The sequence below is a fragment of the Streptomyces sp. NPDC015127 genome, from assembly GCF_043080095.1.
Taxonomy (GTDB): domain Bacteria; phylum Actinomycetota; class Actinomycetes; order Streptomycetales; family Streptomycetaceae; genus Streptomyces.
The window spans coordinates 116,351-132,940 of the sequence record NZ_JBIBVE010000018.1 but is presented as its reverse complement, the minus strand read 5'-3'; the positions used below and the strand labels follow the sequence as shown (position 1 = coordinate 132,940).

The 16,590-nt window shown below is 71.4% G+C and carries 11 protein-coding genes and 1 pseudogene; 5 read left to right on the top strand and 7 right to left on the bottom strand.

The window, feature by feature from the left end; all coding sequences use genetic code 11:
• Positions 1 to 9: 9 nt before the first annotated feature.
• Both ACF08N_RS30855 and ACF08N_RS30850 read right to left on the bottom strand, forming a co-directional pair.
• A complete protein-coding gene (locus tag ACF08N_RS30855; RefSeq protein ID WP_392327999.1) occupies positions 10 to 498 on the bottom strand; it encodes a hypothetical protein in 489 nt (162 codons plus the stop codon).
• Between the two features lie 45 nt (positions 499 to 543).
• Positions 544 to 798 (bottom strand): annotated as a pseudogene (locus ACF08N_RS30850) (ricin-type beta-trefoil lectin domain protein); the annotation flags it as partial.
• 228 nt (positions 799 to 1,026) lie between these two features.
• Here ACF08N_RS30850 and ACF08N_RS30845 point away from each other — a divergent pair.
• Both ACF08N_RS30845 and ACF08N_RS30840 read left to right on the top strand, forming a co-directional pair.
• Positions 1,027 to 2,397, top strand: coding sequence for a hypothetical protein (locus tag ACF08N_RS30845; RefSeq protein WP_392327998.1), 1,371 nt, complete (start codon positions 1,027 to 1,029; stop codon positions 2,395 to 2,397).
• Between the two features lie 522 nt (positions 2,398 to 2,919).
• The gene (locus tag ACF08N_RS30840) at positions 2,920 to 4,146 is read left to right on the top strand and encodes a S8 family peptidase (RefSeq protein WP_392327997.1); all 1,227 of its coding nucleotides are present in this window, start codon (positions 2,920 to 2,922) and stop codon (positions 4,144 to 4,146) included.
• 84 nt (positions 4,147 to 4,230) lie between these two features.
• Here the strand turns inward: ACF08N_RS30840 and ACF08N_RS30835 are convergent, their stop codons facing one another.
• The gene (locus ACF08N_RS30835; protein WP_392327996.1) at positions 4,231 to 4,878 is read right to left on the bottom strand and encodes a YceI family protein; all 648 of its coding nucleotides are present in this window, start codon (positions 4,876 to 4,878) and stop codon (positions 4,231 to 4,233) included.
• Positions 4,879 to 5,175: 297 nt separating this feature from the next.
• Here ACF08N_RS30835 and ACF08N_RS30830 point away from each other — a divergent pair, with 297 nt between their 5' ends.
• The 3 genes from ACF08N_RS30830 (at position 5,176) to ACF08N_RS30820 (ending at position 11,175) form a co-directional block, all read left to right on the top strand.
• Entirely contained in the window at positions 5,176 to 9,018 is a 3,843-nt protein-coding gene (locus tag ACF08N_RS30830) for an endo-alpha-N-acetylgalactosaminidase family protein (protein ID WP_392327995.1), read from the top strand.
• A gap of 318 nt (positions 9,019 to 9,336) precedes the next feature.
• A complete protein-coding gene (locus tag ACF08N_RS30825; RefSeq protein ID WP_392327994.1) occupies positions 9,337 to 10,938 on the top strand; it encodes an acyl-CoA carboxylase subunit beta in 1,602 nt (533 codons plus the stop codon).
• Positions 10,939 to 10,965: 27 nt separating this feature from the next.
• Entirely contained in the window at positions 10,966 to 11,175 is a 210-nt protein-coding gene (locus ACF08N_RS30820) for an acyl-CoA carboxylase subunit epsilon (RefSeq protein WP_392327993.1), read from the top strand.
• 268 nt (positions 11,176 to 11,443) lie between these two features.
• Here the strand turns inward: ACF08N_RS30820 and ACF08N_RS30815 are convergent, their stop codons facing one another.
• From ACF08N_RS30815 to ACF08N_RS30800, 4 genes are all read right to left on the bottom strand, one after another.
• Positions 11,444 to 12,025 (bottom strand): ATP/GTP-binding protein, encoded by a 582-nt coding sequence (locus ACF08N_RS30815; RefSeq protein ID WP_050791473.1) that lies wholly within the window; start codon positions 12,023 to 12,025, stop codon positions 11,444 to 11,446.
• Positions 12,006 to 12,623 carry a DUF742 domain-containing protein gene (locus ACF08N_RS30810; protein WP_392327992.1) on the bottom strand — a complete coding sequence of 206 codons (618 nt, stop codon included), beginning with the start codon at positions 12,621 to 12,623 and terminating at the stop codon, positions 12,006 to 12,008. Before ACF08N_RS30810 ends, ACF08N_RS30815 begins: the two co-directional genes overlap by 20 nt.
• Before the next feature lie 96 nt (positions 12,624 to 12,719).
• Positions 12,720 to 13,133: a roadblock/LC7 domain-containing protein gene (locus tag ACF08N_RS30805; protein ID WP_005311461.1), complete on the bottom strand. Its 414-nt coding sequence runs from the start codon at positions 13,131 to 13,133 to the stop codon at positions 12,720 to 12,722.
• 10 nt (positions 13,134 to 13,143) lie between these two features.
• The gene (locus ACF08N_RS30800; RefSeq protein ID WP_392327991.1) at positions 13,144 to 16,431 is read right to left on the bottom strand and encodes a nitrate- and nitrite sensing domain-containing protein; all 3,288 of its coding nucleotides are present in this window, start codon (positions 16,429 to 16,431) and stop codon (positions 13,144 to 13,146) included.
• Between the last annotated feature and the right edge of the window lie 159 nt (positions 16,432 to 16,590).

Sequence of the window (16,590 nt, the reverse complement as noted above, 5' to 3'; positions counted from 1 at the left end):
GCGACCGGCTCAGCAGGCGTCGTCCGCGAGCTCCTCGAACTCCTCGCGGGGCATGGCCCGGTCGTCCGCCCAGACCTCGCCGGGCTCCAGGGCCTGGAGGTACGGGGCGCGGAAGTGCACGACGCCGATGTACGCGTAGGTGTTGTCCGGATCGCCGAAGCGCAGGTCGTAGTCGTACCCGGGCCGCAGCGTCTGCGGCCCGGAGACCTTCGCCTTCCACTCGGCGGGCGGGGCGAAGAGGGGGAAGTCGGCGATCCGGTTGCGCCCGTCGGCGTCCCAGCCCGACTCGTTGTCACCGGTCCGCTCCTCACCGGCGGGTGTGACCACCAGCTGCGGTCCGCGCACCCGATCGTCGCCGTCGCACGGCCTCAGCAGCACCTGTGCCGTGCCCTCCGCGTCGAGACGGACCGCGACCAGCGGTTTCTGCTCCGGTGAGCAGCCGGTGAGCAGCAGGAGCCCCACCGCCACCACGCCTCCGGGCAGTACACGTCCACGCATACAGCCCACCCCTCCCCGGGGCGGAGTGTATGCGCGCACGCGGTCCTACCGCAGCTGCCATTTCTGGTTCGCCGCGCCCGTGCACGACCAGATCTGCGCGCGGGTCCCGTTCGCCGACGAGTGGTCCGAGGCGTCCAGGCACGTGTCCGGCGGGACGTTCACCAGGTCCCCGCCGCCCGCCTCGTACCGCCACTGCTGGGCGCCCGTTCCGTTGCACGTGTACAGCTGGACCTTCGCGCCGTCGGCGGTCGAACCCGACGTCACGTCCAGGCACTTGCAGAGCACCTGGACCGAGCCGTTCGCCGAGGCGGACCACCTGCTGCTCACCGGCGACCTGACGGGCGCGGTCGCCCGACTGACCGCGGCCTGCCGGCCGCCTGACCACCACCTCGGCGGCGGCAACCGGGCAGGCCGGATGCCGCCGCCGAGGTCCCGGGCCGCCGAGCGGCACGCCGATACGGGCGACGGCCGTGGAACGGGTATTCCGCCGCTATATCCCCATTGCGCCCATTCGGGTAGCGTCGATGTATGAGGACACGGCCGTTCACCCTTGTGTCGGCCCTCGCTGGGCTGACGCTCATGCTGCTCCTGATCCTGGCCCCGGCCTCGGCGGCCCGGGCCTCGGGACTGTCCGACGCCGCCGCAGCCCTGAAGCAGGGGCCGGTGTACGTCCACCCCGCCATGACCGGTCAGGTCACGCCGTCCGACGCCGCCGCGCTCGCCGAGAAGATCGAGCGGGCCGACAAGCCGGTGTTCGTCGCGGTCCTGCCCGCCACCGCGGAGTTCCCACCGGACGACCTGCTGGTGAACCTGCGCACGCAGACCGGGATCACCGGCCTGTACGGGATCCGGCTCGGTGACGGCTTCGACGCGGGTGCCGACCGCAGCGTCATGTCCAACCAGGCCGTCGACAATCTCGCCCAGGCCGTGCGCGGCAGCGGATCGGCCGACGCCGCGACCCAGCTGGAGAGCTTCGTCGACCAGGCCCTGACCCAGGTGCGCGGCAGTGCCCCGGCCTCATGGGACGCCGGATCCGGTGGCGAGGGCGTCAACACCGGTGCGCTGATCGCCCTGGGCGCGGTCGTCGCCGCGGGCGGCGCGGGCGCCTACGCGGTCGTGCGCACCAAGCGCCGCCGCAAGGCCGAGGAGGAGCGGGCCGCGCTCGACAAGCTCCGCGTGGTCGTCGACGAGGACATCACCGCCTTCGGCGAGGAGCTCGACCGGCTGGACTTCCACCCCGCCGAGAAGGGCGCGGACGACGCCATGCGCGCCGACTACGAGCGCGCCCTCGACGCGTACGACACGGCCAAGTCGCGCATGGGCGCGGCCGAGCACCCGGGTGACGTCCGCGGGGTCACCGAGGCGCTGGACGACGGCCGCCACTCCCTGGCGGTCCTCGCGGCCCGCCGCGAAGGCCGCCCGGTCCCCGCCCGCCGCGCGCCGTGCTTCTTCGACCCCCGGCACGGCCCCTCCGTCAAGGACGTCTCGTGGATGCCCGCCAGCGGCGCCGCGGCCCGTGACGTCCCGGTGTGCGCCGCCGACGCGGCCCGCCTGGAGGACGGCATGGAGCCCATGGCCCGCACCGTGGAGACCGGCTACGGCCGCCGCCCCTACTGGGAGGCGGGCCCGGCGTACGGCCCCTGGGCGGGCGGCTACTTCGGCGGCGGCATACTCCCCGGCCTGCTGATGGGCACGCTGCTCGGCAACATGCTCGCCACCCCCGCGTACGCGGCGGACTACGGGGCCGGCGAGTTCAGCGGCGGCGAGTACGGCGGCGGTGACGTCTCCGGCGCCGACTTCGACGCCTCGGACTTCGGCGGCGGTGGCGACTGGGGTGGCGGTGGCGGCGATTTCGGCGGCGGCGGCTTCGGCGGCGGCGATTTCGGCGGAGGCTTCTAGGGGCCGTCCGGCGGACCTTGGCCGGCGCCACGACGCTCCCCCAGGGCTTCGCCACGATGCTCGCCCCAGGCGACGGCACCTCACTGCGTTGCCGAAATGCCCGAACGGCTCCGCTACCAGGGCACTCCGGCGCCTTGCGATGCGTCCCCTCGGCCCTGGGGGCCTGGGGAGACCCCACCCCCTCGGCCCTGGGGGCCTGGGGAGACCCCACCCCCTCGGCCCTGGGGGCCTGGGGAGACCCCACCCCCTCGGCTCTGCGGGCCTGGGGAGACCCCACCCCCTCGGCTCTGCGGGCCTGGGGAGACCCCATGCGCCAGGCGCCGCGTCCTGTCCGGCCCTGATCCGCCGGACAGCCCCTGGCTGCGGACCGCGCGGACCGAGCGGACGCCCGCACAGCTGAGGACCGGCATCGGCAGCGCGTACGGCAAACGGCGGCAGTACGGATCGAATTGACTACCGAAAGTAGCAAATCGCTACGTTGGGTCATTGCTCGCGATCTCCCCGCGTGTTTCTCTCTGCCGCATGTCCACCAGAACAAGGCTTCGTGCCTTCGCGACAGCAGTCACCACCGCCGCCGCGGTCCTGCTGGTGGTCGGCCCGCCGACCGCCGCCGACCCGACCGATCCGGCTCCGTCCGACTCCTCCTCGTCCAGCGCCCGGACCCCCGCCCCGCTGCACCGCTCGGCGAACGCCGTGCCGGGCCGGTACATCGTCACCCTCAGCGACACCGCCGACGCCACCGAGATGATGGGGACGGTCGGCGCCAAGCCGCTGTTCACCTACAAGTCGGCCATGCGCGGTTTCGCAGCGAACCTCAGCGCCGCCCAGCTGCAGAAGGTCCGGCTGAGCCCGGGCGTCGTGGCCGTCGAGGAGGACGCCAAGGTCGCCGCCTTCGGCACGCCGGGCGCCGGTGAGACCCGGGCACCCGCCGCCTCGTGGGGGCTCGACCGGATCGATCAGCGCGCCCTGCCGCTCGACCGCGACTTCACCACGGCGGGCGACGGCCAGGGCGTCACCGCGTACGTCCTCGACACCGGCATCGACTACGGGCACTCGGAGTTCGGCGGCCGCGCCACCTTCGGGTACGACGCCATCGGCGACGGCCGACGCGGTCAGGACTGCCATGGGCACGGGACGCACGTCGCGGGCACCGTGGGCGGCGCGACCTACGGCGTGGCGCGCGAGGCCTCGCTCGTCAGCGTCCGGGTGCTCGACTGTGCGGGCGCCGGCACCTTGTCCGGCATCATCGCCGGATTCGACTGGGTGGCCGCCAACGCCGAGAAGCCGGCCGTGCTCAACGCCTCGCTCGGCGGCGCGCGGTCCACGGCCGTGAACAACGCGGCCGAAGCCCTCGCGGAGAGCGGTGTCCTGCCGGTCGTCGCGGCGGGCAACGAGGCGCAGGATGCCTGCAACGTCTCGCCGGCGTCCGCGGACGACGTGGTCACGGTCGGCGCGACCAACAACTCCGACCAGGAGACCGACTTCTCCAACTACGGCGAGTGCCTGGCGCTCTACGCCCCCGGCGCCTCGATCACCTCGGCCCGGATGGGCGGCGGCGCTGTCGATCACAACGGCACGTCCATGGCGTCCCCGCACGTCGCCGGTGTCGCCGCGCTCTACCTGGCGGAGCACACCACGGCCTCTCCCGACGATGTCGCGGACTGGCTCGAGGACACCGCCACGAGGGACGTGGTGACCGGCATCACCGCCGGCTCGCCCAACCGTCTGCTGTACACCGGAGCCCTGTAGGGCCGCGCGCACGACCGAGCGCCCGCCGTGCCGAGGGGATCGGCAGGGCGGGCGCGCTCGTGGTCGCGCCAGGGGCGCGCGCGGTCAGGCGGCCTGCGGGGCGTTCTTGATCGCGGAGATGTCGAACGTCAGCTTGACCTTGTCGCTGACCATCACGCCGCCGGCCTCCAGCGCCGCGTTCCACGTCAGGCCCCAGTCCGAGCGCAGGATCTCGGCGGCGCCCTCGAACCCGACGCGCTCGCTGCCGTAGACGTCGGTGGCGGAACCCTGGAACTCCAGATCGATGGAGAGCGGGCGCGTCACGTCCTTGATGGTCAGGTCGCCGATGATCCGGTACTTGTCGCCGCCCAGCTGCTCGGCACCGGTGGAGCGGAAGCTCATCGCCGGGAAGTTCTCGGCGTCGAAGAAGTCCGCGCTGCGCAGGTGGCCGTCGCGGTCGGCGATACCGGTGTCGATGCTGGCGATGTCGACGTCGATGGCCGCCGTGGAGCGGGACGGGTCGGCGCCGTCCAGGCTCAGGGTGCCCTGGTGGGAGCCGAAGCTGCCGCGCACGTTGGTCACCATCGCGTGCCGCACGGTGAAGCCGATGCTGCTGTGGGCGGGGTCGATCGTGTAGTCGCCGCTCAGTGCCGCGAGCGCGGGGTCGACGGTGGCGGGGTCGACGGTGGCCGTGGCGGTGGTGGTGGCGACTGCGGTGGTGGTCTCGTTGTTCCTGCGGTTGAAGAGGCCCATGACTGCTCCTTGGGGACGGACGCGGGGAGGCTTCCCGGCATGTTGTTCAAGCTTCAACGAAATCGACTGTAGACCCATTCCGTTCAACTTTCAACATCTTCGGGAAAGTGCTCACGGCCGCGACCGCACGGGAGCGTGTGGGCGAGGAAACATGCGGGCGTCCGCCCCGGGGGTGACCGGCGCCCGCAGGGGTGCCGCGAGCCGACTTGGACTAACCGACGGGGGTTGTTGGACTGCGGCGTCCCTCGCGGTCCCGGTTCGTTGACGCCCCCGAAAGCCGGGGACTACTCAGTCCCCATGCCTCATAGATACCGCGCGGCCTGTGCGACGGCCGCCGCCTCCTGCGCCGTGCTCGTCCTGGCCGGGACCGTGCAGCCGGCCGCCGCCGAAGCCGACGGGCCCGCCGCCGTGACCGCGGCCGGCGGCGGGCCCGTCATCACCTCCGGCCCCCTCTCGGTCACCGTCGCGGACGACTTCCCCCGGGTCCTCTCGTACACGGACCGGGCCTCCGGCGCGTCGCTGCTCGGCAGCACCCGCCCGGTCACCGAGGTCACCCTCAACGGCAAGCCGTACCCCGTCCGCGTCAAGGACGCCCCCCGCACCGAGCCCGCAGCCGTGCGCCACACCCTCGTCTTCCCCGACCTGCCCGGCGTCGAGATCGACACCGTGGTGTCGGTGTCCGGCCGGGCCGTGACCTTCAAGGTCACCGCCGTACGGGACACCGACACCTTCCGCGTCGGCACCCTCGACATACCCGGGCACGACCTCGTGTCCGTCGGCAGCACGGACGAGGGCGCGGCCACCGCGTTCACCCGGCTCGACCCCGATTCCACCCGGACCGCCGACGTGTTCGGCAAGGTCACGGCGGCCACCCCCGCCGAGGCGGCCCCCGTCGGCGCGACGTACGCCATCGTCAACACCGCCTCGCTCGCCGCCGCCGTCGAGTCCAACTCCTCGTACGACAAGCCGAGCGGTGCCACCGGCGGAGACGACGCCCGCCTGTGGCACCAGGCCCGCAAGGCCGGCGACGGCTCGGTGCGCGTCGGCGTCTCCTCCGGCCAGTGGACCTACCGGGGCGACGGCGCACCACAGCCGGAGAGCGGGGAGAACCTGCCGTGGGCGAAGGTCGTCGTCACCCCCGACGCCAACGCCGACAAGAAGGTCGACTGGCAGGACGGCGCGGTCGCCTTCCGCTCGATCGGCATCAAGGCGCCCGGCAGCGAGGACACCCCGGACCGGGTGATCACCCACATCCCGTTCAACTTTGCGAGCCAGGCCACCCACCCGTTCCTGCGCACCCTCGACGACGTCAAGCGCATCTCGCTCGCCACCGACGGACTCGGCCAGCTCGCCGTCCTCAAGGGATACGGCTCCGAGGGCCACGACTCCGCGCACCCGGACTACGGCGGCAACTACAACAAGCGCGCCGGCGGCCTGGCCGACCTCAACAAGCTCCTGGCGTCGGGCAGGAAGTGGGGCGCGACCTTCGGCGTGCACGTGAACGCCACCGAGTCCTACCCCGAGGCGCACCACTTCAGCGAGACCCTCGTCGACAAGACGAAGCCCGGCTGGAACTGGCTCAACCAGAGCTACTACATCAACCAGCGGCGCGACATCAACAGCGGGGACCTCGCCCGCCGCTTCCAGCAGCTGCGCGACGAGACCGACCCCAATCTCAACTTCCTCTACATCGACGTCTATTACACGCACGGCTGGATCGCCGACAAGACCATGCAGGCGGTGCAGAAGCAGGGCTGGAACGTCGGCACCGAATGGGCGGACAAGTTCGAGCGTGCCTCGCTCTGGTCGCACTGGGCCAACGACCTGAACTACGGCGGCGCCACCAACAAGGGCCTCAACTCCCAGATCATCCGCTTCATCCGCAACGGTGAGAAGGACATCTGGAACAACCACCCGGTGCTCGGCCAGACCGTCCTGGAGGACTTCGAGGGCTGGACCGGCGAGACCGACTGGAACGCCTTCTACGACAACGTCTGGCAGCGCAACCTGCCCGCCAAGTACCTCCAGCAGGAGCGGATCACCCGCTGGAACGGTAACGACATCACCTTCACGGGCGGTGTGCGCGGCACCGTCGAGGACGGCCGCCGGGCGCTGTACGACCACGGCCGCAAGGTCCTCGACGGCGACCGCTACCTGCTGCCGTGGGACGGCGGCAGCAAGCTGTACCACTACAACAAGGCGGGTGGCACCAGCAGTTGGGCTGTTCCCGGGCAGGGCGCCTACACCGTCTACAAACTCACCGACAACGGCCGGGTGAGGACCGCGACCGTACGGCCCGAGGGCGGCAGGATCACCCTCACCGCGAAGGCCGGGCAGCCGTACGTGCTGTACCCGGACCGTGCCCCCGAACAGCGCGACGCCCGCTGGGGCGAGGGCGGCCACGTCGCCGACCCCGGCTTCAACGACGCCTCGCTCGACGCCTGGACCAGGAGCGGCACGGTCACCCGCGACACCGACGACCACGGCCGCAACAGCGCCGCCCTGACCGGTGACGCCACCGCGGCGGTCTCCCAGCGGCTCAAGGGCCTGGAGGCCGGCAAGCGGTACACCGCCTCCGCCTGGATCGAGGTCGAGCCGGGCAGCTCCCGCCGCACGACATTGTCGGCAGGCGGCGCTTCCGTGGTGGTCGAGCGCTCCACCGTCAAGGACACGGTCGCCGCGTCCGACCGGCACGGCACCTGGTTCCAGAGGGCCAAGGTGAACTTCACCGCGCCCGCGGGCGACACCACCCTGCGCGTCGAAGCAGCCGCGGGCAGCACGGCCCGGGTCCGCGTCGACGACGTGCGCGTCGTCGCCAACGCCCCCGCCGGCAGGGAAGGCGCGCTCGTCCATGACGACTTCGAGGCCGTCGACCAGGGCTGGGGCCCCTTCGTCAAGGGCGACGCGGGCGGCGTGACCGACCCGCGCACGCACATCAGCCAGCTGCACGCCCCCTACACGCAGGCCGGGTGGAACGGGAAGCTCGTCGACGACGTGCTCGGCGGCAAGGAGTCCCTCAAGTCGCACGACGAGAACAGCGGCCTCGTCTACCGGACCGCGCCGTGGACCGTGCCGATGAAGAACGGCCACGCCTACCGCGTCGCGTACGACTACCAGTCCAGCCATGCCGGGGCATACGAGTGGGTCACCGGCTACGACCGGCCCACCGGCGGGTCCGTGGAGCGGCGCCGCACGCCCATCGGCGTCCAGCGCACCACAGGTCACTTCTCCGAGACGGTCACCGCGGGCTGCGGCGACACCTGGACCGGTCTGCGCAAGCGCGGTGACGCCCCGGACGGCGCGGACTTCGTGCTGGACGGCTTCACGGTCACCGACCTGGGCCCGGCCGCCGAGCAGGCCGCGTGCGGCACGCTCGCGGTGACGGCCCCGGAGACCCTGGCACCGGGCAGGAAGAACGAGGTCAAGGCCGCGTTCGCCAACGACGAGGCGACCGCCGCGGGCGACGTGACGCTGGCGCTGGCCCTGCCCGAGGGCTGGACGGCCGAGCCCGTGGGCCCGGTGACCTTCGCCTCGGTCGCCCCGGGCGCCGCGGTCACCGGCACATGGCAGGTGACACCGCCGGCGGACGCCGCGTACCGGACGTACACGATCGGCTCGACGGCCGCGTACACGGTCGGCGGCACGGCCCGCGGGCTCACCGCGTCCACGTCCGTACGCACGCTGCCGCCGCCGCCCACGGCCGACGCCTGGGCGAGCGACCTGGACTGGACGTCCGCGCAGAACGGCTGGGGACCCGTCGAGCGCGACCTGTCCAACGGCGAGACCGGCACCGGCGACGGAAACCCCCTGCGGATCGGGGGAGTGACCTACGAGAAGGGCCTCGGCACCCACGCCCCCGCGAAGGTCCGCTACTACCTGGGCGGCCGGTGCACGTCCTTCACCGCCTCGGTAGGTGTGGACGACGTCCAGACCACGCGCGGCAGTGTCCGGTTCAGCGTGCTCGCGGACGGCGCCGAGAAGGTGGCCTCACCCGTGCTGAAGGCCGCCGACCCGGCCTGGTCGCTGACCGCGGACGTGACCGGCGCCGACTACGTGGACCTGGTCGTCGGCGACGGCGGCGACGGCAACGGCAACGACCACGCCGACTGGGGCGCCGCCCGCTTCCACTGCGGCGGCTGACGCCCCGGTCCGCCTCGTTCCGTCCCGTCCGGCCCAGCGTGCGGCCGGACGGGACGGAAGCGTTCCGGCACCCGGTACGGTGGGGTCCGCGGGCGCCCGCGACCCCGTGAATTAACCCGGTCGGCCCAGCCGCGACACCGTGCTGTGAGCCGCCTCTCATCCGGCGCTGTTGTGAGACCCGCACAATCCAGGACCCCGTCGGGCTGGTGGTTGGCGCTCTGCGCGGAGTGGTTCTGTTCAAGAGTGACAGGAGAACGGTCGCGAGACTGTACAGAGTCGACGGCACGGTTTTCTTGGGTCTCTCCGTAGGGTCGATGCATGACCGTTTTGGACCAGACCACCAGCGAGCCGACCGAGGCCGGCGAGCGGGCCGACGCGCGCGGCCGTGTGGCCGAGCTGCACGCCCTGCGCGAGCAGGCGCAGCGCGGCCCCAGTGACCGGGCGACCGAGGCGCAGCACGCCAAGGGCAAGCTGACCGCCCGCGAGCGCATCGAGCTGCTGCTGGACGAGGGCTCGTTCAAGGAGGTCGAGCAGCTCCGCCGGCACCGCGCCCAGGGCTTCGGCCTGGAGGCCAAGAAGCCGTACACCGACGGTGTCGTCACCGGCTGGGGCACGGTCGAGGGCCGGACGGTCTTCGTCTACGCGCACGACTTCCGGATCTTCGGCGGCGCGCTGGGCGAGGCCCACGCCACCAAGATCCACAAGATCATGGACATGGCCATCTCGGCGGGCGCGCCGCTGGTGTCGCTGAACGACGGTGCCGGAGCGCGTATCCAGGAGGGCGTCTCGGCCCTCGCCGGATACGGCGGCATCTTCCAGCGCAACACGCGCGCCTCGGGGGTCATCCCGCAGATCTCGGTGATGCTCGGCCCGTGCGCCGGCGGTGCGGCGTACTCGCCCGCGCTGACCGACTTCGTGTTCATGGTCCGCGAGACCTCGCAGATGTTCATCACCGGCCCGGACGTCGTCAAGGCCGTCACCGGCGAGGAGATCACCCAGAACGGCCTGGGCGGCGCGGACGTCCACGCGGAGACCTCGGGCGTCGCGCACTTCGCGTACGACGACGAGGAGACCTGCATCGCGGAGGTCCGCTACCTGCTGTCGATGCTGCCGCAGAACAACCGCGAGAACCCGCCGGCCGTCGCCTCCGAGGACCCGGCCGACCGCCGCTCGGACGTGCTGCTGGACCTGGTCCCCGCGGACGGCAACCGGCCGTACGACATGCACAAGGTCATCGAGGAGCTCGTCGACGACGGCGACTACCTGGAGATCCATGAGCGCTGGGCCCGCAACATCATCTGCGCCCTGGCCCGCCTGGACGGCCAGGTCGTCGGCATCGTGGCCAACCAGCCCCAGTCGCTGGCCGGCGTCCTCGACATCGAGGCGTCCGAGAAGGCCGCCCGCTTCGTCCAGATGTGCGACGCTTTCAATATCCCGATCATCACGCTGCTGGACGTGCCGGGCTTCCTGCCCGGCGTCGACCAGGAGCACGGCGGCATCATCCGCCACGGCGCCAAGCTGCTGTACGCGTACTGCAACGCCACCGTGCCGCGGATCTCGCTCATCCTGCGCAAGGCGTACGGCGGCGCGTACATCGTCATGGACTCGCAGTCCATCGGCGCCGACCTGACCTACGCCTGGCCCACCAACGAGATCGCGGTCATGGGCGCGGAGGGCGCGGCGAACGTCATCTTCCGCAAGCAGATCGCCGAGGCCGAGGACCCGGAGGCCATGCGGGCGCGCATGGTCAAGGAGTACAAGGCCGAGCTGATGCATCCCTACTACGCCGCGGAGCGCGGCCTCGTCGACGACGTGATCGACCCGGCCGAGACGCGCGAGGTGCTCATCCGCTCCCTCGCCATGCTGCGCACGAAGCACGCCGACCTGCCGTCCCGCAAGCACGGCAACCCCCCGCAGTAACCCTGCGACAGGACTGGAGCCCGACACATGAGCACTCCTACCGACCCCTCGTCCGTCTTCCGCGTCGAGAAGGGCCACGCCGAGCCCGAGGAGCTGGCGGCCATCACCGCGGTCCTGATGGCCCGCGCGGCGTCCCGCCCGGACGCGTCGGCGCCCCACCGCGGCCGCACGACGGCGGGCTGGCGCCGCCTGGAGCGCCAGCGCGGCTTCCAGCCGTCCCACAGCTGGCGGGGCTGACGCCCTGCGCCGGAAGGCCCCGCACACCCTGGGTGTGCGGGGCCTTCCCCGTTCCCGGGGCTCCAAAGGAGCCCGTCTGGGGGCACTCCCCCTACGCCTGGCGGCGTGGGAGGTACCCCCACCCACGGCCGCCAGGCCGTAGGGGGAGGGCGGGCGGGGGACAAGCCCGCCGCAGGCGCCCACGCGCCCCCCGGCAACACAACGGCCCCCGAGGCTCCGTCCGGAGCCTCGGGGGCCGTTCACTGGGCGCAGGGACCGCCCGATACCGCTACCGCAGGCGCGCCATGAGGGCGTGCTCGACGAGGGTGATGAGGGCGCTCTTGGCGTCCGCGCGGTGGCGGGCGTCGGTGGTGATGATCGGGGTGTCGGGTCCGATCTGGAGGGCCTCGCGGACTTCTTCGGGGTTGTACGGCTGGTGTCCGTCGAAGCCGTTGAGGGCGATGACGAACGGCAGGCCGCTGTTCTCGAAGTAGTCGACGGCCGGGAAGCAGTCGGCGAGCCGCCGGGTGTCGACGAGGACGACGGCGCCGATGGCGCCGCGGACGAGGTCGTCCCACATGAACCAGAAGCGGTCCTGTCCGGGGGTACCGAAGAGGTACAGGATCAGGTCCTGGTCCAGGGTGATGCGGCCGAAGTCCATGGCGACGGTTGTCGTGGTCTTGTCGCCGGTGTGCGTGAGGTCGTCGATGCCCGCCGACGCTGACGTCATGACGGCCTCGGTACGCAGCGGGTTGATCTCCGAGACGGCGCCGACGAACGTGGTCTTGCCCACGCCGAAGCCGCCCGCCACCACGATCTTCGCGCTGGTGGTTGAGCGGGCTGCACCGCCGCTAGAGCTTGCGAAGTCCACTGAGCACCCTTTCGAGCAGTGTCACGTCTGGCTGGCCGCCGGCGGCCGCGTCGCCGCCGGGCTGATGGATGGCGACAAGTCCGGCCTCGGCCAGGTCGGCGACGAGGATCCGGGCAACGCCGAGGGGGATGGAGAGAAGTGCCGAGATCTCGGCGACCGACTTGATCTCGAAGCACAGTCGGCAGATCCGCTGGTGCTCGGGCAACTGCCCCTGCAGCCGGGCAGGATCGGCCGTGGTGCTGACCAGTGCCTCGATGGCGAGCTGGTAGCGCGGACGGGTCCGGCCGCCGGTCATCGCGTACGGACGCACCAGGGGATTGTGCTTGGCCGGCCCGGCAGCCGGGCCGGCCCCCGAGGCCGTCCGGGGCTCGGGGGAGCGCCGAGGCGCCACCGGCTGGACACGGGGCTGCTGCTGCCCGTACGACGGGTCGTAGGAGGAGTCGTAGGACCCGTCGTAGGCCGACGGCGGCTGCGGCTGCTGGTAGGGCTGCGTGCCGCCTCTGCTCGGCGTCGAAGGAAAATTGAAGCGGTTGGGGGTGTGCTCACCCTGGGGCTGTTGAGCACCGTCAAATGGGTGTCCGCCTGGGGGTGTTGCCACGTTTCCTCCTCCGACTGCCGGTCGCCGGTCCCTGTCCCTGTGGAGCCGCGCCACCGCACCTTATGGTGCGGTGGCGGGAAATGCACTGTCCGCTTGTCAGTTGAGCAGACTTCCCTGGAGCTCTGCGCGCAGGTCGGGGGTGAGGACGCTGCCCGCGCGGTCGACCAGGAGAGCCATCTCGTAGCCCACGAGGCCGATGTCGGCCTCCGGGTGGGCGAGGACGGCCAGCGAGGACCCGTCGGAGATGGACATGATGAAGAGGAAGCCGCGCTCCATCTCCACGACCGTCTGGTTGACGGCGCCGCCTTCGAAGATCCGGGACGCTCCCGCGGTCAGCGAGGTCAGCCCGGAGGCGACCGCCGCCAGCTGATCGGCACGATCACGCGGGAAACCCTCGGACATCGCCAGCAGGAGTCCGTCGGCGGAGACCACCACGGTGTGGGACACCCCAGGGGTGTTGTCCACGAAGTTGGTGATCAACCAGTTCAGATTCTGCGCCGCCTGGCTCATCGGGCTCACACTAACGCTCCTGGTTGTAGGTACTACCCGGGCCACTGGGTCGATCGTAAGTGGCCGGTCCGTTCGTGTCCGTTCCCGCACTGCGTCCCTGCTGGACACCGCGCCGCAGGTTGCTCAACCTGCCTCGCACGTCCTCAGGGGCGCGGGAGACCTGTGGGCCGCCCTGCGGGGTCTGCTCCGCGGTGCCCTCGATCAGGTTCGCCTTGGGCACCCGCCGGGGGAGACCGGACGAGGTGACTCCGCCCGCCTTCGGCTCGCGGAGCTTCTCCGCCCGCTGCCAGCGCTCGTCGTTCGTCGAACGCCATTCGTCGGAGGAGGGCCCGCCACCGGTGCCGTTCTCCCCGGCCTGCTCGCTCCGGGGAGCCTGCGGGGCCTGCTCGGCCGGCTGCTGCCACTGCCGCTGGTCCTGCTGCTGAGGCTGCGACGGCTGGCTGCTGCCACGCCGGGGGAGACCGGACGCGGTCATCTCGTGACCGCTGCTCGGAGCGGATCCCGGACGCTCGAAGCCTACGCGCTCGGAGCCGTTCGCGGGAGCGCTGGGGGCAGATTCCGATTCCGCGCGGAAATCCGGCTCATAGGCAGCCTGGTAGCTGTCCTGATCCGACCACTCTGCCTGGTGGGACTGGGTGTCGTAGGAGCCGTCGTACTGCTGCTCCGAGCCCTGCGGAGCCTGGTAATCGGCTTCCGCATATGCGCCCTGCAGGTGCTCCTGCGGCTGCTGGTGCTCGGGGTAGCCACCGGTCGCCTGCGGGTGGCCGGCGTAGCCCTGCTCGCCGTAGCCACGGTCGTCGTAGCTCTGCTCGTCGTAGCCCTGCTGGTCGTACGACTGCTCCCCGTACGACTGCTGGTCGTAGCCCTGCTGCTCCTGACCGTAGCCCTGGCCGCCGAAGTCCTGGCCGTACGGGGTGCCGTACTCCTGCTCCTGCGGCTGCTCCTGCCCGTAGGGGGCCTCGTCGCGGAAGAGCGGGCGGTCTGCGCCCTGCGCCTGCGCCTCCAGCGCCGCACGGCGCTCCTCGCGCATCAGCGAGCGGCCCACCGGGTCGAGCTTCGCCTTGTCGCCGGGCTGCTCGTAGCGGGAGTCGTCGAAGCCGAGCTCCGCCGCGGTCCGCATCGGGGCGGCCTCGTAGGACTGCTGCTCCGGGATGATCTGCGAGACGGTGAAGTCGTCCTGCGGCAGCGCCTCGCCGCCGCCACCGTGGGTGATGGCGTCGGGAAGCATGACCAGCGAGGTGGTGCCCGCCTGCTCGCCCGAGGGACGCAGCTGGACGCGGATGCCGTGCCGGTCGGAGAGGCGGCCGACCACGAACAGGCCCATGCGCTGCGAGACGGCGGCGTCCACGGTCGGCGGGTTGGCCAGCTTGTGGTTGATGTCCGCGAAGTCCTCGGCGGTCAGGCCGATGCCCTTGTCGTGGATCTCGATCATCACGCGGCCGTCGGGGAGACGGGTCGCGGTGACGCGCACCTTGGTCTGCGGGGAGGAGAACGTGGTGGCGTTCTCCAGCAGCTCGGCCAGCAGGTGGACGAGGTCGGTCACGGCCTGGCCGTGGATCTCCGTCTCCGGGACACCGGTGAGCTCGATGCGCTCGTAGGACTCCACCTCGGAGGAGGCGGCGCGCAGCACGTCGACCAGCGGCACCGGCTGGTTCCAGCGGCGGCCGGGCTCCTCGCCGGCGAGGACGAGGAGGTTCTCGCCGTTGCGGCGCATACGGGTCGCCAGGTGGTCCAGCTTGAAGAGGTTCTCCAGCTGGTCCGGGTCCGCCTCGTTGTTCTCCAGGTCGGTGATGAGGGTCAGCTGGCCCTCGATCAGGGACTGGTTGCGGCGCGAGAGGTTCGTGAAGATCGCGTTGACGTTGCCGCGGAGCATGGCCTGCTCGGCGGCGAGCCGGACGGCCTCGCGGTGGACCTGGTCGAAGGCGCGCGCGACCTCGCCGATCTCGTCCTGGGAGTCGATCGGGATGGGCTGGACGCGGGTATCGACGCGGCCCGGCTCGGTGCGCGAGAGCTGGTCGACCAGCATCGGCAGACGCTGCTCGGCGATGCCGAAGGCGGCGGTGCGCAGCTGGCGCATCGAGCGGCTCATCTGGCGGGCCATGAGGCCGGCCAGGATGAAGGCGGTCAGGAGGGCGATGACGACGATGGCACCGTTGGTGATCGCGTCGTTGCGGGCGTCGTCGGAGATCGCGGACGCCTCGGCCACGGCGCGGTCGACGAGGTCCTTCTCGATCTCGGTGTAGCCGTCGAACTTGGCGGTGGCCGCGCCCATCCACGTCTCGGGCGTGACGTCCTGGGCCTTGAGCTGCTTCGGGGTCAGGCCCGAGCCGATCGCGCCGGCCATGCCGGTGAAGACCGAGCCGTCGGGGCCCTTCGGCGGGTTGAGGCCCGCGGCCTGGAGCCGCTTCGCGCCGTCGGCGGCCTTGCCCTGCATGATCTGCTTGAGCTTCGCGGTGTCGGCCTCGGTGCCGCCGGAGACGTACTCGCCGATCGCGATCTGCTCGAGGTAGTTGTACGAGTTGAAGGCCACCGTCTGCTTCGCGAAGACGGTGTCGTCCTGGCTGGGCCGGATCAGCAGGTGCATGCCGATCGAGCGCTGAAGCGACGTGGCGGCCTTGGCGAGCTGGACCGCGTAGACGGTACGGCCGTAGCTGGTGACGTTGCCGGTGCCGAGGCCGAGCTCGTTGGAGAACTCCATGAGCACGTGCTGGACCTTGACGTAGCCCTCTTCGGTCTGCACCGGGTCGAGCGCCTTGGAGTAGGCGGCCTGGCGCAGCTTGGAAAGGTTCGGCTCCTCCTTGTCGAAGAGCTCGAGACGGCGTTCCAGACCCTGCCCGTCGGGCATGTCCTTGACGGCCTCGCGGAACTTGGCCGCGGCGGCGTCGGTGGTCTCGTACGCCTCGGTGACCGCGGGGCTCTTGCGGTCGGCCTCGCTGGTGGCGAGCAGCAGCGTGGAGGCGGTGAGGTCGCGCTCGTTGAGCAGGGCCTGGCCGTACTCCGAGGCCGCGCGCACGATCAGCGCCGTCTTCTCGGCGTCCTGGGCCTCGCTCCAGGTGTCTATGGACTGCTTCACCTGGAATCCGCCCATGACCAGTCCGACGAGGACGGGTATGAGGAGGATCGCGTTCAGGCGGGTGGGCACCCGCCAGTTGCGCGGGGACAGCTTGCTGGAGCTGCCGGCGGCGGGGGATGTGCTCGACGCACCCGACGCATCCGCAGGCGTCACCGCTGTGCGCGGGGGCGGGGTGAAGTTGCCCCGCGCCTGCTGCTCTGCGGAGCTCGTCTTGCTTCGCCTCACTCGACCAACAACCTCTCGGCGTCGGCACCTACGCTGTGCCGTGGTTCGTTCATAGCCGTACTACTCGGCAGTTCGACGAATTCCAGCACGCCGAGCCTTCCCATTCCAAACACCTGGAATCTGGGATTCCGAGTGGTCCACCCCTCAGATAAAACGGGC